The organism is Streptomyces sp. NPDC057486, assembly GCF_042802415.1.
GTDB lineage: Bacteria > Actinomycetota > Actinomycetes > Streptomycetales > Streptomycetaceae > Streptomyces > Streptomyces yanii.
In genome coordinates, this window is sequence record NZ_JBHVEE010000019.1 from 23,978 (window position 1) to 46,295 (window position 22,318).

A 22,318-nucleotide genomic window follows, 5' to 3' on the forward strand; every position below is an offset into this window, starting at 1 on the left:
TCGCCATGACCGGACCCTTTCGATACACCTCACCCGAACCGCCGAAATCGGCGACCGGAGTGGTCGCCGACGTCTACGCACAGCTGGCCACCGACTTCGGCATCGACCGCGCCGTGACCTTCGTCGTCCTGTCCGCCGCGCCGCCGCTGCTGGCCGGCACCTGGGCCGTCATGCGGGAGTCCCTGCTGGCCGGGCAGGCATCGCGCACCGGAAAGGAGGTGGTGGCGGCCGGGGTGTCGCTCGCCAACCGGTGCCCGTTCTGCGTCACCGCGCACACCGTGCTCCTGCATGCCACCGGCGACCACGCCCTGGCCGAGAGAATCGCCCGCGGCGAACAGCCCGAGAACTCCCGACACCGCCAACTGCTGGCGTGGGGCGAGGACATGAGCACCCCGCAGCCGTTCCCGGCCGAGGAGGCACCGGAGTACATCGGGACGGCGCTCACCTTCCACTTCATCAACCGGATCGTGTCGTCCCTGCTGACCGAGGAGATGCTGCCCGGGGGCGCCGAGAAGTACCGCCTGGTACGGAGCGTGGCGGGCCGCTCGCTGGCCCGTACGGTCCGCCGCGAACTGGTTCCCGGCGAGAGCCTGGCCCTGCTGGAGACCGAGGGGGCGGCGCCCGCCTGGGCGGCGGACACGCCGATCGGCACCGCGTTCGGCGCGCTGCGCGCGGCGGCGCACCTGGGTGCGGAGCTGCTCGGCGACGAGGACGCGGCGCTGGTACGGGCGTCGGTGGCGGCCTGGGACGGCGTCGCACCGCTTCCCCTGCACGGCGAGGAACTGCCGGCCCGGACGGAGCGGCCGGGCGCACGGCTTGCGCTGCTCGCGGCGCGTGCCCCGTACCGGATCACGGACGAGGACGTGGCGGCCTGGCTGGCGCCGCCGTTCACCGATCACTGCCTGGTTCATCTGATCGCGTTCGGCGCGATCTGCGCCGTCGAGCGCATCGAGGCCACCCTGACCACAAGGACCGAGGAGCACGCATGACTGTCACCGACGCGTGGAACGGGCCGATCGGCCTGCACTGGGCCGACCATCCCGACCGCTACAACGCCATGCTGGCCCGCTTCGACGAGCCGCTGTTCGAAGCCGCGGCGATCGGCGCGGAGGACCGGGTCGTCGACATCGGCTGCGGCAGCGGGCCCTCGACCCGGATCGCCGCCCGGCGCGCCCCGCGGGGCCGGGTCACCGGCGTCGATGTCTCCGTGCCGCTCATCGAACGCGCCAGGGCTCTCACCGACCCTCAGGAATTCCCCTCCGTCTCCTATGAGTTGGGGGACGCACAGGTTCATCCCTTCAAGCCGGGCGGCTATGACGTGGCGATCAGCCGGGGCGGCGTGATGTTCTTCGCCGACCACATCGCGGCGTTCACCAATATCGCGGGCGCCCTGCGCCCCGGCGGCCGGCTGGCGTTCGTCTGCCCGCGGCCCCCGCTGCCGGACGGCGAGGAGCGCGAGGCGCTCGGGCAGATGGCTTCCCTGCTGGGACAGGAGCACCCGGTGGAGAACGCGGTGGCGGTGGCCATGGCCTCGCTCTCGGACCCGGAGCGCGTCCGGAAGGTACTGGGCGCGGCGGGCTTCGAGGAGATCGGCATCGCCCCCGTGACGGCCACGACCTGCTGGGGACGGGACGCTACGGACGCGGTGGACTTCTTCGTCTCCCGTACGCCGGGTCTCACCGTCTCCGACGCCACCCGGGCCTCGATGGCGGACAGCCTGCTGCCGTACGAGACTGCGGAGGGCGTACTGCTGCGGGCGGGGGTGTGGGTGGTCGACGCCCGCCGCCCGCTCCGACCGGTGGTGCGTCAGTAGCCCGTGGGAACAGGCGGCCGGTGCTCGTACCAGCGCTGATCGGCCTCCAGCTGTGCGGCGAGGGAGATCAGCAGCTCCTCGCTTCGGGAGGGGCCGAGCAGCTGGGCGCCGACGGGGAGCCCGTCGGAGGTGAACCCGGCCGGGACATTGATGCCGGGCCAGCCCAGCACGTTCCACGGCCAGGCGTACGGGCACGCCTCGGTGATCGCCACATCGGTGCGCCAGGCGCTCAGGCCGTCGAATGTGCCGATCCGGGGTGGGGGCGCGGCGGTCGTCGGGGTGAGCAGTACGTCGAACCGGGCTCCCACCCGGGGCGTGTGGAAGAGCGCACCGATCCTGCGCTGCTGGCGCACCTCCCGGGCCCGGGCCGCCCGCACCACCCTGCCCCCGAGCCGGGTGCCGGTGCGCAGGGCGCTGCGGGTGCGGGGGTCGAGGAGGGCGGGTTCGGGGTGGAGGGCGGCAAGTTCGGCGATCCCGGCCGTGGCACGGGGGACGAAGCCCAGACCGATCAGCCCGTAACGGGGCCTGGCCTCCTCGACCTGATGGCCGAGCCGGGCGAGCGCCTCGGCGAGTGCGGTGACAGCCCGTCGTACGTCGGGGTGGGGGGCGGCACCGGTGAGGGTGAGCGGGGGCCGCCAGGCGAGGGCGATACGGAGCCGGCCGGGGTCGCGGCCCGCCGCGGCGGAGGCCGCGACGGGCGGGGGCCGGTGCGGGTCGCCGGGGTGCGGCCCGGCGACCGCGTCGAGCAGCAGGGCGGCATCGGCGACGGTACGGGCCAGCGGCCCGTTGACGGTGAGGCCCTGGAAGGCGTCGTGGTGCGGGTGGACGGAGATCCGGCCGCGCTGCGGTTTGATGCCGACGAGATGGGTCCAGGCAGCGGGGATGCGGATGGACCCGGCGCCGTCCGACCCGAGCGCGGCGGGCACCAGCCCGGCGGCCACGGCCGCGGCCGAACCGCCGGACGAGCCGCCGGGGGTGTGGCCGGTGTTCCAGGGGTTGCGGGTGGCACCGAAGGCGGGTCCTTCGGTGAAGGGCCACTGCCCGAGCTCGCAGGAATTGGTCTTCCCGACGATCACGGCCCCTGCGGCGCGCAGCCGGCGGACGGCCTCGCCGTCGGCGGTGGCCGCGGGCAGGTCGCCGCGGCAGCCGAAGTAGGTGGGCATTCCGGCGACATCGGTGTCGTCCTTGACGGCGACCGGCACCCCGAGCAGCGGCAGCCGCTCCCCCGCGGCGAGGCGCCGGTCGGCTTCGGCGGCCTCGGCGAGCGCTTCGGTGGCACGGAGGTGCCGGAAGGCGTTGAGAGTGCTCCGGCTCGCTTCGATGCGTTCGAGGGCGGCGGACACCTGCTCGGTCGAGGTGGTCCGGCCGTCGGCCAGCTCGCGTGCGCTGTCCGCCAGTCCGGTCGACTCCGTGAACTCTGCTGAGGACATGGGCTGTACGCCTCCCGGATTTCGACGCGTGCCCGCGCCTTCCGCATCTGTCCGCCCACGCGAACTTACTGGAGGGTAACGAGTAGCGGCCGGTCCGCTCAACCGCTCGGCATGGAGTGTCAGTACCGCTTGCCAATTTCTCCGGCAGGAGTGGACAGAACCGAACAGGTGGGGTGGGGCCTGCGGAAACAGAGTTCACGGGAGAGTTCGAGACACACCTGACGGTGCGCCTCGGCACCGCGGCAGGCGCCATGGACGCGAGTGCACGCCTGGAACACCGGGCGGCACGGATCGGGCTGAAGCTCACCCGCATCGTCCTGGACCGCGGCGCCATGCCCGACCGGCCCATGCTGACCGAGACCGGGCGCGGCACCCTCACCGAGCGGCGGGCCGCCGCCCTGCTCCGTTCGGCCGAACTGCGGGCCGTGGGCTTCCCCGTCATACGGGTGGTTGGAACGGACGGACGCGCGGTGACGGACCCGGTCGGCCGAGGACGGTCGACACCACCACCGCGCGCACTCACGCCGGCTCCGGCGGACAGCCCTCAGGGCTGGACGCTGATCTCGCCGATCCCGGTGCCGATGCCCGCGCAGTGTGCGGTGGACTGGCCGGACTGGCCGGGGTCGAGGGTGACGTGTTCACCGTCCACGTCCGGCGACCAGCCGCAGACCAGGTGCACCCAGAAGGTCTGCGCCGTGGTGCCGTTGTTCCGGCACAGCGCGTAGCCCGTGTAGTCGTCGATCTCGTGCTTTCCCGTGTCGCAGGAGAGGCCGGGTGGCGTCGCCATGGGTGTCACGGCGGTGGCGGCCGTCGCGGGTGCGGCGAGTGCCGCAGTCATTCCCGCGACAACGGCGCCCCGCAGCACGGCCCCGGACGGACTCCCCATGCACAGCTTCATCGTTCGCATTTCCTCTTCCTGGTGACGGACTCGGTGCCCCGACACCGTCCCCCACCGTCCGTGACGGAAAACTGGGCTGGACCTCACCCTGTGTACGCGGGTGGGCGGCCGTTCCGGCCCGGGCGGACACCCACATGGCCGGGCGCCGGCACCGGACCGGGCCCGGCATCTCCTTCCGTGGGAGGCGACGTGACCGGTCATCGCTCCGGCACTCGGACGTCGGCCCGGCGATGTGATCGTGCTCGGGCTCACGGACGACGGCGCCACCGCCGGCCGAGACCCTCGACATCAGCGCGCTGCTGAGCCGTTCCCAGCAGCCGCTGTGACCCCGGACCGGCCGCTGAGCAGCACGTACAGCAGCAGCGAGGAGGCCAGGCCGACCGCCCAGCCGTAGTCCGCGAGCGGTTTGAGGAACGGGATCAGGCCGTCGGCCGGGAACGGGCCTTTGCCGGGGGCGGAATGGGAACCGCCGACGGCCAGGACGCCGCCGACCCCGAAGGCACCGACGGCGCGCCAGTTCCAGCCGTCCGTGTACCAGTAGCGGCCGCCGGGGCGATAGAGGTCGGCGAGGTCGAGCACGGTGCGTCGGACGATCCAGTAGTCGGCGATCAGGATGCCGGCCACCGTACCGAGCAGACCGCCGACCAGACCGAGCCAGGTGAAGATGTACAGCTCCGGGGTCTCGGTGAGCTTCCACGGCATGATCAGCACACCGACGACGCCCGTGATCAGCGCGCCCGTACGGAAGTTGATGAGCTTGGGTGCGAGATTGGCCAAGTCGTACGCGGGTGACACCACATTCGCCGCGATGTTCACGGAGATCGTCGCGATCAGCACGGTCACCAGGGCGTAGAGCAGTCCGAAGACGTTGTCGGTCCTGGCGACGAGCTCGACCGGATCCCAGATCGCCTCTCCATAGACGGCCTGCGAGCCGGAGGTGACCAGGACCGAGAGGAGCGCGAAGAGCGTCATCGTGGTCGGCAGGCCCAGCGTCTGGCCCCAGATCTGGGCGCGCTGGCCGGCGCCGAACCGGGTGAAGTCGGGGATGTTCAGGGAGAGCGTGGCCCAGAAAGCGATCATGCCCATCAGGGACGGGAAGAAGACCGGCCAGAAGTCCGCGCCCCAGCCGAGCTTCGAGGGCTGGTCGAGCAGCGGGCCGAAGCCGCCGGCCTTGACGGCGACCCAGACGAGCAGCACCAGGGCGCCGACGATGACGAACGGCGCCGCCCAGTTCTCGAACCGCCGCAGGGTGTCCATCCCCCGGTAGATGATGGCGAGTTCGACCGCCCAGAAGAGGGCGAAGCAGAGCCAGAGCGTCCAGGGCTGCCCGCCGATCTCGGAGGCGCTCGCCCAGCCACCGAAGATCTTCCCGAGCAGGGTGAAGATGCCGACGCCGCCGATCCAGGTCTGGATGCCGAACCAGGCGCAGGCCACCGCGGCCCGGATCAGCGCGGGCAGGTTGGCGCCGCGCAGACCGAAGGAGGCGCGGGCCAGCACGGGAAACGGGATGCCGTACTTGGGTCCGGCGTGGCCGGTCAGCAGCATCGGGCCGAGCACGATCAGGTTGGCCAGCGCGATGGTGAGGACGGCCTGCTTCCAGTCCATGCCGAGGGCGACGAGACCGGAGGCGAGCAGCCACGAAGGGATGTTGTGGGCCATCCCGACCCAGAGGGCGGCGAAGTTGTACGTGGTCCAGGTGCGCCGCTCCAGGGGAACGGGCAGCAGGTCCTCATTGATGAAACGGTTGTCGGCGGGGACGGCTCCGGGGGCGAGTTCCACCCGGTCCGGCGGCGCGGATATGCGGTCCTGCGGTGGGATCGGTGGAGTGGGTGGGACGGTCGATGTCATGGCGGCTGGACCCTTCGCTCGGGAGCGGTGCCGTGCGGGCTGGGGAGAGGGGCGCGTACAGCCGTGGGGGGAGGCGCGGGTCAGGCGGACAGTGCGGGGATGATCTCGGAGCCGTACGCGTCGATCGTCGCTTCGCGCGCATCGTGCATGTTGTAGACGGCGAACTGGTCGACGCCCAGGTCGCGCAGCGCCCGGAGTTTCTCGATGTGTGCCTCGGCGGGGCCGAGGAGGCAGAACCGGTCGACGATCTCGTCGGGGACGAAGGCGGTGTCCGGATTGCCGGCGCGCCCGTGGTGGCTGTAGTCGTATCCGGCACGCCCGGCGATGTACTCGGTCAGTGCCTCGGGTACGAGGCCGGAGTGTTCGCCGTACCGGGACACCAGGTCCGCGACGTGGTTGCCGACCATGCCGCCGAACCAGCGGCACTGCTCGCGGGCGTGGTCGAGGTCGTCGCCCACGTAGGCGGGGGCGGCGACGCAGATGGTCACGGAGTCCGGGTCGCGGCCCGCCTCCGCCGCCGCGTCCCGTACAGCCTTGATCATCCACTCGGTGAGGAACGGGTCGGCGAGCTGCAGGATGAATCCGTCGGCCTTCTGTCCGGCGAGGGCGAGCGCCTTCGGACCGTACGCGGCCATCCAGACAGGCAGTCTGCCGTCCTTGACCCAAGGGATCTGGACCGGCTGCCCATCGACGGTCGCCTCCCGGCCCTCGGCGAGATCGCGGATGACGTCGATGGCCTCGCTGAGTCGGGCCAGGGTGTTGGGCTTGCGTCCGGCGACGCGCATCGCGGAGTCGCCGCGGCCGATGCCGCAGACGGTGCGGTTGCCGTACATGTCGTTGAGGGTGGCGAAGGTGGAGGCGGTGACCTCCCAGGTGCGGGTGCCCGGGTTCGTGACCATGGGGCCGACGACGAGGCGTTCGGTGTGCTCGAGAATCCGGCTGTAGATGACGAACGGTTCCTGCCAGAGCACCGCCGAGTCGAAGGTCCAGCCGTAGCGGAAACCGTTGCGTTCGGCGCGCCGCATCAGGCCCACGACGGCCGAGGCGGGCGGGTCGGTCTGGAGGACGAGTCCGAAGTCCATGGCAGGTGCTCCTAGTCCAGGTACTGACTGGTGGCGCGCGGGGTGTACATGCCGTGGCCGGCGCGCCCGGTGAACTTCCTCCGGTCGATGACGACTTCGCCACGCGAGAGGACGGTCTCGACCTGTCCGGTGATCCGCTTTCCCTCGTACGCCGAGTAGTCGACGTTCATGTGGTGCGTCTCGGCGGAGAGGGTCTGCTCGGCGTGCGGGTCGTAGATGACGACATCGGCGTCGGCGCCCGGGGCGATGGTGCCCTTCTTCGGGTAGAGGCCGAACATCCGGGCCGGGGAGGCGCAAGCGATCTCGATCCAGCGGCGGCGGGAGATGTGACCGTCCACGACCGCCTGATGGAGGAGGTCCATCCGGTTCTCCACGCCGGGCATGCCGTTCGGGATCTTCGAGAAGTCACCGCGGCCCATCTCCTTCTGGCCGGAGAAGCAGAACGGGCAGTGGTCGGTGGAGACGACCTGGAGCTCGTTGTTCCGGAGGCCGCGCCAGAGCGCCTCCTGGTGCTCCTTGGGCCGCAGCGGGGTGGAGCAGACGTACTTCGCGCCCTCGAAGTCCGGCTCGGCGAGGTTGTCGGTGGAGAGGAAGAGGTACTGCGGGCAGGTCTCGCCGAAGACCGGAAGTCCCTTGTGGCGGGCGGCCGCCAGCTCGGCGACGGCCTCGTCGGCGGAGACATGCACGACGTACAGCGGGGATCCGGCGACACGGGCGAGCTGGATGGCACGGTGGGTGGCCTCGGCCTCCAGCGCCACCTTGCGGACGTCGCCGTGGTAACGCGGGTCGGTGCGGCCAGCGGCCAGCGCCTGTTCGACGAGGACGTCGATCGCGATGCCGTTCTCGGCGTGCATCATGATCAGCCCGCCGTTCCCCGCGGCCCGTTGCATGGCGCGCAGGATCTGGCCGTCATCGCTGTAGAAGACACCGGGGTACGCCATGAACAGCTTGAAGGAGGTGACTCCCTCCGAGACGAGGAGGTCCATCTCCTTGAGCGAGGACTCGTTCACATCGGAGAGGATCATGTGGAAGGCGTAGTCGATGGCGCAGTTGCCGTCGGCCTTCGCGTACCAGGCGTCGAGTCCTTCCCGGACCGCGCGCCCCACGGTCTGGATGGCGAAGTCGACGATCGTGGTGGTGCCGCCCCAGGCGGCCGCCCGGGTGCCGGTCTCGAAGGTGTCGGCGGCGTAGGTGCCGCCGAACGGCATCTCCATGTGCGTGTGCGCGTCGACACCGCCCGGGATGACGTACTTGCCGGAGGCGTCGATGGTCCGGTCGGCGGTCCAGCTCGTGGCCGCTTCGGTGCCGTGCGCGGCGAGCGCGGCGATGCGGCCGCCCTCGATGAGTACGTCGGCGTGGATTTCGTCGGACGCGGTGACGACGAGGCCGCCGTGGATGACGGTGCGGCTCATGTACCCCTCCTCACTGTGGCGGAATGGGTCTACGCACGTAGATAGGGTGCGTGGTGAAGAACGTAGAAGTGGGTTACCCACTGTGGCAATACCGCTGCGGCTAACCGCTGAAGACGTTTCCGTTTCCGGGCATGGCGTACACCGTCGGCCCAAAGCCGACGCCGGGTCTCGTCGTATACCGCCGGGCGGACTTGCCCCAGCTCTCCAGGGGGCTGTTCGGCCGCTCCGCGGACGGTCGGGCGACGCCGGAGGACCGGTCTCGACAGCTCCTGCCGGAACCGACCGGCACCTGAACACGGGCGGCCCTCGGGAACCGCACCCTCCGCAGCTCTTGAACTGTCCATCGCCGAGGTGACGCCAGGAACGATGCCCGGGGAGGACCACGAAACCCATGAACGTCGCCGATCGTGGGCAGGCCCCCGCCCTCTCGCATTCTGAGCTGCCATCAGCACTTCCGCCCTGCGTGAGCCGACGCAGGGTCAGCCGCGGCGCCTTCGAACGCGTACGGCAGGATGGGCGATCGCGTCGGACCCCGGTCCGCACATCCGTGCCTCCCGGCGCGAACCGCACACCCGAGAATCGAACAGGTAAAACGGTGACGAAGCATCCCGTCCGGCGCCCGGAAGCGGCGGCGGTTCCCCCCATCAGTCGTGTTCCCCGGACAGCGGGGAGGCAGCGGTGAACCGGGGCCTCACTCTGCACGACTTGGTCGTCGCCGGTACAGCGGTGGCTGCCGGCATCGCGGCGGGCCTCCTGCTGCGCGTGACTCTGCGATGGCTGGGAGAACGAGCCAGCAGGACGCGTTGGAGCGGTGACGACATCATCGTCGACGCCTTGCGGACACTGGTCCCCTGGGCGGCGACAGCCGCCGGTGCGGCTGCGGCGGCCACGGCGCTTCCGCTGACCTCCAGGGTCGGGCACCACGTCACCATGACGCTGACCGCTTTGCTCATCCTGGCCGCGACGCTCACGGCGGCCCGGGTGATCACCGGTCTGGTGCGGTCCGTGGCGCAGTCCAGGTCGGGGGTGGCCGGATCGGCCACGATCTTCGTCAACATCACGCGCGTCGTGGTGCTGGCGATGGGCTTCCTCGTCATGCTCGAGACGCTGGGCGTCTCCATCGCGCCTCTGCTCACCGCGCTGGGCGTGGGCGGTCTGGCGGTCGCTCTGGCGTTGCAGGACACGCTGGCCAATCTGTTCGCGGGCGTGCACATCCTCGCTTCGAAGACGGTGCAGCCAGGCGACTACATCCGGCTCAGCAGCGGCGAGGAGGGCTATGTCGTCGACATCAACTGGCGGAACACCGTGGTGCGTCAGCTGTCGAACAACCTCGTGATCATCCCGAACGCAAAGCTCGCCGGCACCAACATGATCAACTTCAGCCGGCCGGAACAGCAACTTTCGATCATGGTCCAAGTGGGTGTCGGCTACGACTGCGACCTCGAACACGTCGAGCGCGTCACGACCGAAGTCGTCGAGAACGTGATGACCGACATCACCGGCGCCGTCCCCGACCACGAACCGGCCGTCCGGTTCCATACGTTCGGGGACTCCAGGATCAACTTCACGGTCATTCTGGGGGTCGGCGAGTTCAGCGACCAGTACCGGATCAAGCACGAGTTCATCAAGCGCCTGCACGAGCGATTCCGGGCCGAGGGCATCACGGTCCCCGCTCCGACGCGCACCGTGACCGTGCAGCCGGGAGCGGCGCCGGTCGCGATCCCCCACCAGCGCGAGGCGACTCAGTCGTTGTCGTAGCCGTGGTCGCATCGCCGTCATGCGGCTGATCACGACTGCCCGGTCACACCGGTCCGGTCGCGCCGGCGTACCGTCACGCCGGCGACTTCCGGGCGAGCTTCGCACAGTACGGTCACGCCGCCGGGCAGTCCTTCGCGGTGTGCGCCGGGCGCGGCGGCCGCGTCCGGAAGTCCGCCGGGCGGGCCGCGGTACGGACCGTTCGGCTCCGCGTTGCACAACGCCGGCCGTCCGTGAACACCGCGCCGCACCCCCGACTGCTCAATCTCCGGCCAACGCCGCCCGAAACCCGATGAGTTCACCTCGGATCACTCGGCTCGGCACCGTCGACCCACGGACGATAACAACCGAGTCAAAAATAACGTAACGGTTACGGGTCTGGTCCAAATGTTGGGTACGGTTCACGCGCTCGTCCCGTTTCGGGCGTGAGGCGATCACCACGGACGGCGAGTCTGTGGCGCGTCACCGAACACCCGTTGTCCGGTTTCCCCGCTTTCGATCCCGGAGGATCACGTGCCCATATCGCGCTCCGCGCGTACCGTGCTGGCCGCCGCCACCGTCGTCGCCGCCGCCCTTCCGCTGTCGGTCGCCCAGGCCGACGAGTCCCGGGCCGCCGCCGCGGCCCCGTACGCCGGCCTGCCGTCCGGCAGCAAGCAGGCGAAGACGCTCGTCATCGGCATCGACGGCGCCACGTTCGACGCCTTCGCCCGCGCTGACGTACCGCACCTCAAGCAGCTGATGTCCGAGGGGCTGACCGCGCGCAGCAACCTGTACGCGAACCCGATGGCCCCGACCGTCTCCGGCGCCGGCTGGTCGTCCATCGCCACGGGTGTCTGGCCCGACAAGCACAACGTGAAGGACAACAACTTCACCGCCCCGAACTACGGCCAGTACCCGGACTACGCGACCCGGTTGGAGGCCGCCGACCCGACCACGTCCACCCTGGTCGTCGGCACCTGGAGCCCGGTCCCCCAGATCATCTTCGGCTCGACAACGGATCTGCGGATCGCCGGCGGCAACGACGAGGGCACCACCGCGAAGGCCACGGACTATCTCGCCCATGGCAATCCCGACTCCACCTTCGTCCACCTCGACGAGGTCGACGGCGCCGGGCACGCCTCCGGCAGCGCGAGCGACGCCTACCTCAAGGCGCTCAACACCGTGGACGGACAGGTCGGACGGCTGCTCGACGCCGTCGCCTCCCGGCCGACGTACGCCCAGGAGAACTGGCTCGTCGTCATCACCGCCGACCACGGCCACACCCCGACCGGTGGCCACGGCGGCAACACCCCGCTGGAGCGCGGCACCTTCGTGATCGCCCGCGGCCGGGGCATCGAGCCCGGTTCGGTACGCGACGATGTCAAGATCACCGACATCGCGCCGACCGTTCTGCACCACGAGGGCGTCGCCATCGACCCCTCGTGGAACCTCGACGGCACCGCGCTCTCCGCCCTGAAACCGGACGCCTTCGACACGCTGCGCGACACGCTCCGGACCCCCGTCGACGAGACCAAGCTCCCCGCCGACACCAAGGGGTGGACGAACACGGCCCCCGACGGCTGGACCATCGACAACTCGAAGATGCCCGCCGGTGGCGTCACCGAGTGGCGCGGCTGGTCCTTCGCCACCGACGAGTTCTGGACCAACGCCGAGCGCGGCCAGGGCCGCGAGACGAACGTCCGCGCCCGCAATGTGTTCGCGGTCGCCGACTCCGACGAGTGGGACGACAAGGCGCACGACGCCGGGCAGTTCGACTCCACGCTCGTCAGCCCCGCCTTCCCGTTGAACGGTGCGGCCACGGCGAACGTCTCGTACGCCACGAACTACCTCATCGACGGCCCGCAGACCGGTGACGTCTACGTCTCGTACGACGGTGGCGCACCTCAGCTCGTGAAGTCGTACCGGGCGAACACCAACACGGTCGAGCACCTGCAGCTGAACGTTCCGGCGGGCGCACAGTCGGCGAAGCTGAGCTTCCGCTACACCGGCACCAACAGTGCCTTCTGGACCGTCGACCAGGTGGCGTTCGGCCAGCCCAACCCGCCGTCGCAGCTCGCCGTCGCCTCCCTGAAGGCCGACACCGAGCTGCTCGGCCGGCCCGGCTCCGACGCCGCGTGGAAGGTCACCGCGGACGGCGTGGTCAAGACCGCGCAGGGCGCTCCGGTGCGGGGCGCGAAGGTGGTCGCCGAACTGCGGTACGGCAACCAGGTGCAGAAGCTGACCGGCACGACGAGGACGGACGGCTCCGTCCGCTTCGGGGCGACCGTGCAGCAGGGCAACGCCGAGGCCACCCTCACCGTCACCGACGTGCGCTACCAGCACCTCGCGTACTACGGCGAACTCGACGCGGTCCGCTCCCTGGTCCTCACCCGCCCCACCGGCCACCGCGGCTGACCGACCGGCCGGGCCCCGGAGACACCCACCGGGGCCCGGCCCCGTCGCGCACACGCCGGACAACGGCCCCGGCCGCGCCGGTCCCGCGCCGGGTTACCGTGGCAGTTCCCGCCGGTGCGGCCCTCCACAGGCCGCCGGGGCACACAGCACAGCGGCCCCCCGCGCCACTGTGCGCTGCGCACAGGTTCCCGCCCCCGGGCCTGTCTACTGTGCCGCCATCCCCACCCGCTGAGGGGTGAGTCGGTCAGTACGAATGCCTGGAGGACAGCCGGTGAGCGCGACAACTGCACGTTCCGGTGCAACCGGAGAACCCCTGGAGACGGGGCCGGACAAGGCCGGATCCGCCGGGCTCCGCCCCGTCGGCGCCTACTTCGAGGCCATGCCGTTCGGCCGCGCCCATCTTCTGGCGGCGCTGGCCCTCTTCATGGCCTTCGTCATCGAGTCGTGGGAGCAGCTCGCCCTCGTCTACGTCTCCGGTGATCTCGGCGACGCGTTCTCCATCGACGCGGGCCGGATCGGCTGGGTGCTCTCCGCCGTCGCTCTCGGCATGATCCCGGGTGCGCTGGTCTGGGGTCCGGTGTCGGACCGGATCGGCCGGCGCGCGGTATGTCTGTGGAGCCTGTCCGTGTACGGAGCCATCGCCCTGGCCGGCGCCTTCTCGCCGAACTTCACGGTGCTGCTGGTCACCCGGGTGCTGTCGGGGCTGGCGCTCGCCGGAATCTACACGGTCACCTTCCCGTACTTCCTGGAGCTGCTGCCGTCCCGGACGCGTGGCCGGGCCGCGGTCTATCTGTCGATCGGCTGGCCGATCGGTGTGCTGGCCGCGGTCGGTGTGACGCAGCTGCTGGCCGGCCTGGGCTGGCATGTGGTGGCCATCGCCTCGGCCCTTGCCGGTCTGTGGGTGTTCGCGATCCGCGCCTGGGTGCCGGAGTCCCCTTACTGGCTGGCCGGGCAGAACCGGCACGACGACGCGGCTGCCGTGCTGCGCAGGCTGGGTGCCGATGTCCCCGCCGGCACCCGCTTCGAGGTCGTCGCCCCCGAGCGGGCCGGGCGTCCGGTGGAGCTGCTGCGCGGCAGGCTGCTGCGGATCACGCTGCAGATGCTCGTCGTGAACTTCACCTTCAACTGGGGATACTGGGGTCTGCAGACCTGGCTGCCGACGCTGCTCCAGGACAAGGGCCTGAGCATGTCGGCGAGCCTGGGCTTCGTCGCCCTCAGCGCCCTGTTCATGATCCCCGGCTATGTGTCCGCGTCCCTGCTGACCGGGCGCTTCGGCCGCAAGAAGGTCTTTCTGCCGTACGTCGCACTCGCCGCGGTCAGTGGAATCCTCTTCGCCTACTCCGGCTCGATGACCGAGCTGTACATCGCGAACTTCGCGCTGTCCTTCTTCAGCCTCGGCGCCTGGGGCGTATGGAACACCTGGAACGGTGAGTTCTTCCCCACCGCCCTGCGCGGTACGGGGTACTCCTGGGCCACCGCGGCCCAGCTGGTCGCGACCTCCCTCGCCCCCTCGGTGGTCGGCTTCCTCCTGGCGCAGGCGACCGGCTTCTCGACGACGATCCTGTTCATCACCTCCTTCCTGGTGGTGGCGCTGCTCTTCGCCTCTCCGCTCCCGGAGACCGAGGGCCAGGACCTGGAGTAACGGCCGCGACGAATTCCGCCCGCCGGCCGTCTCCCCCACCGGCCGGCGGCCGGTTCCCACGGCGCGCGCCCCAGGGCCTGATGGCAGGATGATGCAGGTGAGACTCGGTGTGGACGTGGGGCGTGCGACGACGGTGGCCGTTCTCGTCGGCCCCGACGGCACGACATCGGCACACGCCGTGGTCGACTCGTCGGCCTCCCTCGACCGTTCGCTGCGCGATGTCCTGGACGCACTGGGCCCCCTCATGAACGTCCCGTACGAGCGCGTCGAGGTCGTCTGTCTCACGACCGACCTCGACCGTACGCCCCACGACCCGTCGCCCGTCGCCGTGCTGCGCATCTCACCTCCCAGCCATCCCGCGCTCGGCCCGTCCCCGCATCCGGGCGGGCTCACCCGCGTCGTCGCGGGCGGGTCCTCGCTCACCGGCCGGACGCTGGCGCCGCTGGACCGGGCCGGGGTCGCGGCGTTCGCCCGGGACGCGGCGGCCGCCTCGATCACCTCGTTCGCGCTCTGCGCGGCCGGTTCGCCCGCCCGCCCGGAACCGGAGCTGGCCGCGGCCTCCGTGATCGCCCGCCACCTTCCCGGTGCGCACATCACCCTCTCGCACGAGATCGGCTCCCCCGGTCTGCGCGAGCGCGAGAACGCCGCCGCAGCCAACGCCGCGCTCGGCCGCTGGGCCGAGCACCTCACCACCACGGCCGAACGAGCACTGCGGGCCCGTGGCATCACCGCCCCGCTGTTCTTCGCACGGGACGACGCCGGTCTCGTCTCCGCCGAATACGTACGCCGCTACCCGGTGATCGCCACGGTCTCCGCCACGGCCTGCGCGCTGCGCGGCGCCGCACTGCGGGCGGGCGCCGAGCGGGTGGTCGTGGTGGACGCCGCCGGTTCCGCGGTCCGCTGCTCAGCCGTCACGGACGGCGAACTGGAGGCCGGGGACGCGGGCCCGGGGCCCGGCGGGCTCTGGATGGATGTGGGCAGGCCGCGCCTGAACACCCTGCCGTTCGGCGGCGAGGACCTGCCCACCGACGCACGGCCCCGGGTCGACGCCCTGGTCGCCGGAGTGCTGGAGCGCGCGCCGGGCAGCACGGTGCTGTACGCAGGCGGCGCGGCCCCGCACTTCGGTGGTGACCGTGAGGCGATCTCGGCGGCGGCGTACGGCGCGGCGCGCGCGGACACCCGAGTGGAGCTGGAGCAGGTGGTGGTCGCGCCGGGCCGGGCGGAACTGGACCGGCTCATCGGGCTGGCCCGCGATCAGGCACTGGCCCGGGTCGTGTCGGCGGGTGCGGCGCCGGGCGGGGCCCGGGTGGCACGAACGGTCCACACGCCCGTCTCGTATCTGCCGGGCGGGGTCCACCGCATCAGGGTCCGGGCCGTGGGCCCACCCGCAGGAGCCACCTCATGAGCGGGGCCCCGCTCCGGGTGGACGCAGCCGTGCTGGAACACCTGGCGACCGGGTCGCTCGTGCTGGCGGCGGGCGCGGCGGAGTCGGCGTTCCGGGTGGCACTGGACTGGGCACGGGCGTCTGTGGCCGCGCACGGGCCGGTGCGGCTGCTGGCCCCCGACGAGCTGAACGACCTGCGTCTGTGTGTGACGGTCACGCTGGTCGGCTCATCGGCTGCGCTCGCCGAGCAGCTGCCGACCGGTGCGGAGACGGTACGGGCGGTGCGTGCCCTGGAACGGCTGCTGGGCACCCGGGCGGACGCGGTCGTCACGCTGAACACGGCTGGGGAGAACGCCCTGCTGTCGGTGGCCGCCGCGGCGGACTGCGGGCTTCCGCTGGTCGACGGCGACGGCTGCGGACGAGTGCTTCCGCTGCTGGAGCAGTCGACGTTCACGCTGGCCGGGGTGGCAGCGGCGCCGCTCGCGCTGGCGACCCCGTCGGGCGATGTGGTCGTGGTGGAGTCCGCCGGCGGGCGGGTGGAGGATCTGGTGCGGCCGCTGGTTCCGGCGGCGGGTGGCTGGGCGGTGGCCGTCTGCTATGCCATGCCGGGCGGGGTCCTGGCGGGTTCCGTGGTGCCGGGCACCGTCAGCAGGGCGATCCGCTCGGGCACGGCGACGCCCCGCGATCTGTTCGCGCCCTGGTCGCTGCGGCGGCTGTGCCGGGGCCGGATCACGGCGGTGGAGCACCCGGCGGACGAGCACGGCTACGCGGCGCCGGAACCGTACGAGCGGGTCGGCGGCCAGGACACCCACCCGTGGCCCGCCCTGCCGTCGCGCCCGACGAGTGTGCTGGTCGCCGAGACGGAGGGGCTCGGCCGTCACTTCCGTCTGGAGGCACACAACGAGGTGCTGCTGGCGCTGGCGGACGGGGCGCCCGTCGCCGCCGCGCCCGACCAGATCCTGATCCTGTCGGCCTCAGCCGACCGGCGCGTGCTGGATGTGGAACGGGCGGTGCCCGGCGTGGAGGTCGAGGTGGTGGTCATCCCCGCCGCGCCGGCCTGGCACACGCCCGAGGGCCGACGGCTGGCCCGGGCCGGCGCGGTCGGTCCGCAGGACACACAGGAGGACTCGTGGTGAACAGGCCGACCGGCCGCCCGGTCCGCGAGGGCGCGCTCACCGTCGCCGAACTCGTCCAGCAGGGGCGGCTCGCCGGGGTCCGGATGTCCGGGGCGAGCGGCCGCGGCACCGAGGTGCGATCGGTGCGCATCGTGGACCGTACGGCGGCCCTCGACACCCTCGAACCGCACACGGCGGTCGTACTGACCGGCAGGGTGGCTGCCGCGGGCTGGACCGTGGAGATGGCGCTGCGCAAGGCGTGGGAGCATGCCGCGGCCTGTGTCGTGGTCACCGAGTCGGCGGGGCGGCCGGGTTCGGTGGGGGCGCTCGCCGACCGGCTCGGGGTACCCCTGCTGGTGATCGACGAGGACCCGCTGGACGCTGCGGTCCGTATCGCATCGGCGGTCGCCCGCCCGGACGCCGGACGGACCGCGCTGGTGGCCCAGGCGGCCCGGGCGCTCGCCGACGCCGGACCGCACGCCGGACGGGTGCTCTCCGCGCTGCACGCGGTACTGCCGTCCACGGCGGTGGCGCTGACCGGGACGGCCGGTGAGGTGCTGGCGGGCCGACGGGCCGCGCTCTCGGTGGAGGGCGGGGCGCTCACGGTCCGGGTGGAGGTCCCGGACGGCGACGGCGGCTCGCTGGGCACCCTGGTCGCCCGGTCGGGCTCGCGGGTCGCCGGGTGGGAGGAGACGGTGCGGGACGTGCTCTCGCTCGCGGTCGCTCCGCTCACCGCGTGGTGCGCGCTGCGCCGTCTGGACGACGAACGGACCGGCCACCGAGCGGAGTTGTTGCTTCGCCGACTGTTGAAGGCCGATGCCCGAGCCTTGGGCGACGACGGGCCCGGGGCGGGCCCGGGTGAGGAGGAGCGTGCCGAGGCGGCGGCGCTGGGCTGGCCCGCCCGTGGCCCGCTCGTCGCATACGCACTGCGCCCGGTCGCGGGCCGGGAGGGCCCCGATCCCGGCCCTGCGCTGCGCGCGGTGTGGGCGGCGGTCGGACCGGGAGGGCCGCTGGTCGCATACGAGGGTTGCTGGGTGGCCTGGCAGTCGGTGACCCCGGCGGAAGGAGCGGACCCGCTCGACGACGCGACCCGGCATCTGGCCGACGCCCTCGCGGCCCTGGCCGCCTATGTGCCGGTCGCGGGCGGGGTGGCGGGAACGGCGGAATCGCTGCCGTCCCTCGGTCCGGTCCTCGCCGACGCGTGCGCGGCGGCCGGTGTCGCGGCCGCGGGTGATCCGGGGAGCGTGGTGCGCGGGGACCGGATGGGCGCGGCCCAACTCCTGTCCGCCGTACCGACGGAGTTGCTGCGCGGACCGGCAGAGGTGGTGCTCGCCCCGCTCCTCGCAGCGGACCGGGACGGCACCCTGCTGCGTACGCTGGCGGTCGTCCTCGACGCGGGCGCCGCGCCGACGGCGGCGGCCGAGGTGCTCGGGGTGCACCGCAACACGGTGACGGCCCGGCTGGATCGTATCCGCTCACTGGGTTTCGATCCTGACGATGCGTCACAACGGCTGGCGCTTCATCTGGCCTGCCGGGTGCTGCTGTCCGGGGACGGCGAATGCTGAGCGGCTCACCGTCGCCGTTTCCGCGGGAGTTGCCGGTGCGGCACGGAATGTCCCGAGCCGGCCGCTCCCGGTCCTCGGCCGGCTCGCCGTCGGTCGCACGCCGCGTCTCCGCGTCCGCGAGCACTGCCGCGGACACCGGGGCCGGGTGAGCAGGCCGGCGCCGCGCAGCTGGGCCGGCGGGCCCCGGTGCGACCGGCCCCGGTGCGGGGCCGGTCCGCCGGTCAGGCTCCGTAGACGGCCGCCGCGTGCGCCGCGGTCAGCAGCCCCTGCCGCACATCCTCGGCCACCGCCTCGGCCGCCCGCTCCCCCGCCGGGCCGAACCCGCCGCCACCCCCGCTCTCGCAGCGCAGCACATCGCCCTGGCGCACGGTCAGCGCATTGGTCTTCAGCAGTGAACGCTCGCCGTCACACCCCGGGTTGAGTGTCACCCGCGGGGCCGCACCCGCCGTGCCGCCGAAGACGCCCCAGGCCGGGGTGACCGACCGTTCCCACCAGAGGGAGAGCTGCTGGTCGGCGGCGAACCGGTACTGGCGCACCACGCCGTTGCCCCCGCGCGTGCGGCCCGCACCGGCGGAGTCAGGGCGTATCGCGTACTCCTCGACGCGCACCGGGAAGAGGGTCTCCAGCACCTCGACCGGCATGTCGCGCAGCGAGCCGTTGACGTTGTTGATCAGGCAGGACTCGCCGTCGGACGTCTCCCAGGCGCCCCAGCCGCCGACCGTCGCCTCCTGGGAGACGAAGAGCTTTCCGCTGCGCGGGTCGGTGCCGGTGAACTGGACGATCATCGAGTCGCCGTAGCTTGCCGCGGCGGCGCGGTCCGGGACGGCCGGGGCGAGTGCCCGGACGACCAGGTCGATGACCAGACCGAGGTGCGAGTAGTAGTACTGGCAGGCGGCCGGTTCCACGGCGGCGAGCATGGTGCCGGGCCGGGTGAGCACGTCGAGCGGCCTGAACGATCCGCCGTTGAGCGGGACTTCACCGCTCACGAGCAGCTTGTAGCCGACCCGGCAGGCTGCGACGGTCTGCGCGGCACCGCAGTTGACGGGTCCGGTGGCCTGGTCGGCGCAGTCGGTGACGTCCATCGTCATGCGGTCGCCGTCGATGGTGACACGGACGGTGACATGCAGGGGTGTGCCGAGGTCGATGCCGTCGTTGTCGAGATGCCCCGTGGCCTCGTACACACCGTCGGGGATCGCGGAGATCTCCTGGCGCTCCAGCCGCTCGGTCTGGGCGAAGATCGCGTCACGGGCTGCGAGCACGGTCTCCAGGCCCCACCGTCCCACGATCTCCGCGAGCCGTCGTGCACCGGTGCGGGCACAGGCCACCTGGGCACGCATGTCGCCGAGGGTGGGGTGCGGGAAGCGGACCTGACGTGAGATCAGATCATGGACCAGTTCGCAGGGTTCGCCGTTCTCATAGATCTTCAACGGGCCCATGCGCAGACCCTCCTGATGGATCGTCGTGGAATCCATGGAGCCGCCGGGGTCCTTGGATCCCATGTCGATCCAGTGCGCGCGCGAGGCGGCGAAGCCGACGAGTTCGGCGTCGACGAAGATCGGGGCGTAGACGGTGACGTCGTTGAGATGCGTGCCGCCGATGTACGAGTCGTTGAGCACCCAGACGTCGCCGGGCCGCCAGATCCCGGCGCCGTACATCTGCTCCGTGGCCCGGGTGCACTCCTCCAGGTTGCCCAGGAAGATCGGCAGGCCGGAGGACTGGCCGAGAACATGGTGGTCGCGGTCCAGAAGCGCGACGGCGCAGTCCTTGGCCTCGTAGATGGTCGGGGTGTAGGAGGAACGGATCAGCGTGGTGTTCATGTCCTCCGCGGCCTGGAGCAGCGCGCAGCGGATGATCTCCGTGGTGACGGGATCGACGGCGACCGGGGTGATCGGGTCGACGGCGACCTGGGCCGTACTGGTCATGCGACGCCTCCGAGCTTGATGACGAGGAATCCGTTGTCGTCCACGGTGACCGTGGCGTCCGGCGGGACGACGGTGGTGGAGGTGGCCTCGACGATGACGGCGGGGCCGGGGATGTGCTGCCCGGGGGCGAGGTGCTCGCGGCGCAGCACCGGGGTGTCGTGCGCGACGCCGCCGAAGACGACCGGCTTGACGGGGGCCTCGGGGGCTTCGCCGGCTGCTGCCGCGTACGGGACGGCGGCGAGTTCGGGGAGTCCGCCGAGCGCGGTGGTACGCAAAGTGACGAACTCGACGGGCGCCTCGGGAGTCGCATGGCCGTAACGGCGTTCGTGAAGCCGGGCGAAGCGTTCGGCGACCGAGGCGAGGAAGCCTGCGGCGGCCGGCTCGGCGGGGCCGGAGAGCGGCACGGTCAGGGTGTAGTCCTGGCCTTCGTACCGCATGTCGACGGCATGCTCGATACGGTGCCGGGCCGCCGGTACGCCCTGCTCGGCGAGGGCCTCGAAGCCTTCGGCCTGCAGTCCGGCGAGGGCGTCCGCCATGGCCGCGCCGTCGAGGTCGGCGCCCGGGGTGAAGAACTGCAGCGTGAGGTCGCGGCGGACCTCGGTTCCGAGCATGCCCCATGCGGAGAACGCGCCGGGAAAGCGCGGGACGACGACCTCCTCGATGCCGAGTTCGCGGGCGATCTCCACCGCGTGCATGGGTCCGGCGCCGCCGAAGGCGAGAAGCGCGAACTCGCGGGGTTCCAGGCCGTGCTCGACGGTGAGGGTACGGATCGCCTGAGCCATCTTGGCGTTGGCGACGTCGCAGATGCCGCCGGCCAGATCGATGGGGTCGAGACCGAGCGTGTCGGCGAGTTCCGCGACGGCGCGGTGGGCCGCTCCGGTGTCCAGGGTCATGTGCCCGCCGGCGAACCAGTCGGGGTCGACGCGACCGAGGACGGCGTTGGCATCGGTGACGGTGGCCCGGGTGCCGCCACGCCCGTAACAGGCGGGGCCGGGTACCGCGCCCGCCGATTCGGGGCCGACGCGCAGTCCACCCGCCTCGGCGTAGGCGAGGGAGCCACCGCCCGCACCGATGGTGTGCAGGTCGACGAGCGGCATGAGGACGGGGAAGCCGTCGGCTGCGCCCTCGTTGGAGACATTGGGCCGCCCGCCGAGGACGAGCGACACATCGAACGAGGTGCCGCCCATGTCGACACAGATCGCGTTCGGCCGCCCCAGCAGCGCGGACGCCGCGACCCCGCCCATGGTGCCGCCGACCGGTCCGGACAGCAGGGTCTGGAGGGGGTGGCGGCGGGCGAAGGAGGCGTTGACGACGCCGCCGGAGGACTGCATGACCTGGACGGGAACGGTCAGCCCGTGTGCGGCGAAGCGGTCCTCGATCCGGCCGAGGTAGCGGCGTACGACCGGACCTGTGTACGCCTCCAGTACGGCGGAGGAGGTGCGTTCGTACTCCCGCCATTCGCGCGCCACCCGGTGGGAGAGCACGATCATCACGTCGTCGCCGAGCTCCTCGGCGAGGATCTCGCCGGCCCGCACCTCATGGGCCGGGTTGGCGTAGGAGAAGAGCAGCGCGACGGCGACGGCGTCGAAGCTCTCGTCGCGCGCGCGGCGGGCCGCGGCCCGCACGGCGTCCTCGTCGAGCGGGACCAGCTCGGTGCCGCGAGAGTCGAACCGGCCTCCCGCCTCGGCGGTGGCGTACCGGTCCACGAGCGGCACCGGCTTGCGGTAGTGCAGGTCGAACATGCGGTCCCGGTTGCCGCGGGCGATCTGGTAGACGTCGCGCAGCCCGGCCGAGGCGAGCAGCAGGACGCGGGCGCCCTTCCGCTCCAGCAGGGCGTTGAGGCCCTGGGTGGTGCCGTGGACGAAGAAGGAGATGTCGGCGGGGTCGTCGACCGCCCGGCCCAGCGAGGAGAAGACGCCCTCGGCGAGGTCTCCCGGCGTGGTGGGGGTCTTCGCCGCGTCGAAGGTGCCGCGCGTCTCGTCGTACGCGACGACATCGGTGAATGTGCCGCCGATGTCCATGGCCACCCGGTAAGTCATGCCGCCTCCCGGCTTTCTC

15 protein-coding genes are annotated in these 22,318 nt (G+C 71.8%); 8 read left to right on the forward strand and 7 right to left on the reverse strand.

Annotated elements, in window-relative coordinates:
* Window positions 1-5: 5 nt before the first annotated feature.
* Window positions 6-989 carry a carboxymuconolactone decarboxylase family protein gene (locus ACFU6I_RS12000; RefSeq protein WP_384364242.1) on the forward strand — a complete coding sequence of 328 codons (984 nt, stop codon included), beginning with the start codon at window positions 6-8 and terminating at the stop codon, window positions 987-989.
* Window positions 986-1,813 (forward strand): class I SAM-dependent methyltransferase, encoded by an 828-nt coding sequence (locus tag ACFU6I_RS12005; RefSeq protein WP_384364244.1) that lies wholly within the window; start codon window positions 986-988, stop codon window positions 1,811-1,813. The genes ACFU6I_RS12000 and ACFU6I_RS12005 overlap by 4 nt, the downstream gene beginning before the upstream one ends.
* On the opposite strand, the gene ACFU6I_RS12010 is transcribed toward ACFU6I_RS12005, so the two are convergent.
* From ACFU6I_RS12010 to hydA, 5 genes are all read right to left on the reverse strand, one after another.
* Window positions 1,807-3,243 carry an amidase gene (locus tag ACFU6I_RS12010; protein WP_384364246.1) on the reverse strand — a complete coding sequence of 479 codons (1,437 nt, stop codon included), beginning with the start codon at window positions 3,241-3,243 and terminating at the stop codon, window positions 1,807-1,809. The two genes, ACFU6I_RS12005 and ACFU6I_RS12010, sit on opposite strands and share 7 nt — an antisense overlap.
* Before the next feature lie 544 nt (window positions 3,244-3,787).
* Entirely contained in the window at window positions 3,788-4,141 is a 354-nt protein-coding gene (locus ACFU6I_RS12015; protein ID WP_384364363.1) for a hypothetical protein, read from the reverse strand.
* Between the two features lie 288 nt (window positions 4,142-4,429).
* Window positions 4,430-5,989 carry an NCS1 family nucleobase:cation symporter-1 gene (locus tag ACFU6I_RS12020; protein ID WP_384364248.1) on the reverse strand — a complete coding sequence of 520 codons (1,560 nt, stop codon included), beginning with the start codon at window positions 5,987-5,989 and terminating at the stop codon, window positions 4,430-4,432.
* 80 nt (window positions 5,990-6,069) lie between these two features.
* The gene (locus ACFU6I_RS12025; protein ID WP_384364250.1) at window positions 6,070-7,071 is read right to left on the reverse strand and encodes a TIGR03842 family LLM class F420-dependent oxidoreductase; all 1,002 of its coding nucleotides are present in this window, start codon (window positions 7,069-7,071) and stop codon (window positions 6,070-6,072) included.
* An 11-nt stretch (window positions 7,072-7,082) separates the two neighbouring features.
* Window positions 7,083-8,483: a dihydropyrimidinase gene (gene hydA, locus ACFU6I_RS12030; protein ID WP_384364252.1), complete on the reverse strand. Its 1,401-nt coding sequence runs from the start codon at window positions 8,481-8,483 to the stop codon at window positions 7,083-7,085.
* Between the two features lie 678 nt (window positions 8,484-9,161).
* Between hydA and ACFU6I_RS12035 the strand changes: the two genes are divergently transcribed.
* From ACFU6I_RS12035 to ACFU6I_RS12060, 6 genes are all read left to right on the forward strand, one after another.
* The gene (locus ACFU6I_RS12035; protein ID WP_384364254.1) at window positions 9,162-10,241 is read left to right on the forward strand and encodes a mechanosensitive ion channel family protein; all 1,080 of its coding nucleotides are present in this window, start codon (window positions 9,162-9,164) and stop codon (window positions 10,239-10,241) included.
* 510 nt (window positions 10,242-10,751) lie between these two features.
* Window positions 10,752-12,632, forward strand: a complete 1,881-nt coding sequence (locus tag ACFU6I_RS12040) for an alkaline phosphatase family protein (RefSeq protein WP_384364255.1) — start codon at window positions 10,752-10,754, stop codon at window positions 12,630-12,632.
* Window positions 12,633-12,903: 271 nt separating this feature from the next.
* Entirely contained in the window at window positions 12,904-14,274 is a 1,371-nt protein-coding gene (locus ACFU6I_RS12045) for an MFS transporter (RefSeq protein WP_384364257.1), read from the forward strand.
* A gap of 97 nt (window positions 14,275-14,371) precedes the next feature.
* Window positions 14,372-15,679 (forward strand): hypothetical protein, encoded by a 1,308-nt coding sequence (locus ACFU6I_RS12050; protein ID WP_384364259.1) that lies wholly within the window; start codon window positions 14,372-14,374, stop codon window positions 15,677-15,679.
* Window positions 15,676-16,794, forward strand: a complete 1,119-nt coding sequence (locus ACFU6I_RS12055; protein WP_384364261.1) for a DUF917 domain-containing protein — start codon at window positions 15,676-15,678, stop codon at window positions 16,792-16,794. The genes ACFU6I_RS12050 and ACFU6I_RS12055 overlap by 4 nt, the downstream gene beginning before the upstream one ends.
* Window positions 16,791-18,338 carry a helix-turn-helix domain-containing protein gene (locus ACFU6I_RS12060; protein WP_384364263.1) on the forward strand — a complete coding sequence of 516 codons (1,548 nt, stop codon included), beginning with the start codon at window positions 16,791-16,793 and terminating at the stop codon, window positions 18,336-18,338. The genes ACFU6I_RS12055 and ACFU6I_RS12060 overlap by 4 nt, the downstream gene beginning before the upstream one ends.
* 221 nt (window positions 18,339-18,559) lie before the next feature.
* Here ACFU6I_RS12060 and ACFU6I_RS12065 read toward each other — a convergent pair whose 3' ends face one another.
* Window positions 18,560-20,260 (reverse strand): hydantoinase B/oxoprolinase family protein, encoded by a 1,701-nt coding sequence (locus tag ACFU6I_RS12065; protein ID WP_384364265.1) that lies wholly within the window; start codon window positions 20,258-20,260, stop codon window positions 18,560-18,562.
* Entirely contained in the window at window positions 20,257-22,299 is a 2,043-nt protein-coding gene (locus ACFU6I_RS12070) for a hydantoinase/oxoprolinase family protein (protein ID WP_384364267.1), read from the reverse strand. Before ACFU6I_RS12070 ends, ACFU6I_RS12065 begins: the two co-directional genes overlap by 4 nt.
* Between the last annotated feature and the right edge of the window lie 19 nt (window positions 22,300-22,318).

What these genes read in the sequence shown, in the direction of transcription:
- ACFU6I_RS12010 (WP_384364246.1), bottom strand. Translation starts at nt 3,243, where the DNA reads ATGTCCTCAGCAGAGTTCACGGAGTCGACCGGACTGGCGGACAGCGCA.
- hydA (WP_384364252.1), bottom strand. Translation starts at nt 8,483, where the DNA reads ATGAGCCGCACCGTCATCCACGGCGGCCTCGTCGTCACCGCGTCCGAC.
- ACFU6I_RS12065 (WP_384364265.1), bottom strand. Translation starts at nt 20,260, where the DNA reads ATGACCAGTACGGCCCAGGTCGCCGTCGACCCGATCACCCCGGTCGCC.
- ACFU6I_RS12070 (WP_384364267.1), bottom strand. Translation starts at nt 22,299, where the DNA reads ATGACTTACCGGGTGGCCATGGACATCGGCGGCACATTCACCGATGTC.
- ACFU6I_RS12000 (WP_384364242.1), top strand. Translation starts at nt 6, where the DNA reads ATGACCGGACCCTTTCGATACACCTCACCCGAACCGCCGAAATCGGCG.
- ACFU6I_RS12020 (WP_384364248.1), bottom strand. Translation starts at nt 5,989, where the DNA reads ATGACATCGACCGTCCCACCCACTCCACCGATCCCACCGCAGGACCGC.
- ACFU6I_RS12055 (WP_384364261.1), top strand. Translation starts at nt 15,676, where the DNA reads ATGAGCGGGGCCCCGCTCCGGGTGGACGCAGCCGTGCTGGAACACCTG.
- ACFU6I_RS12015 (WP_384364363.1), bottom strand. Translation starts at nt 4,141, where the DNA reads ATGAAGCTGTGCATGGGGAGTCCGTCCGGGGCCGTGCTGCGGGGCGCC.
- ACFU6I_RS12025 (WP_384364250.1), bottom strand. Translation starts at nt 7,071, where the DNA reads ATGGACTTCGGACTCGTCCTCCAGACCGACCCGCCCGCCTCGGCCGTC.
- ACFU6I_RS12005 (WP_384364244.1), top strand. Translation starts at nt 986, where the DNA reads ATGACTGTCACCGACGCGTGGAACGGGCCGATCGGCCTGCACTGGGCC.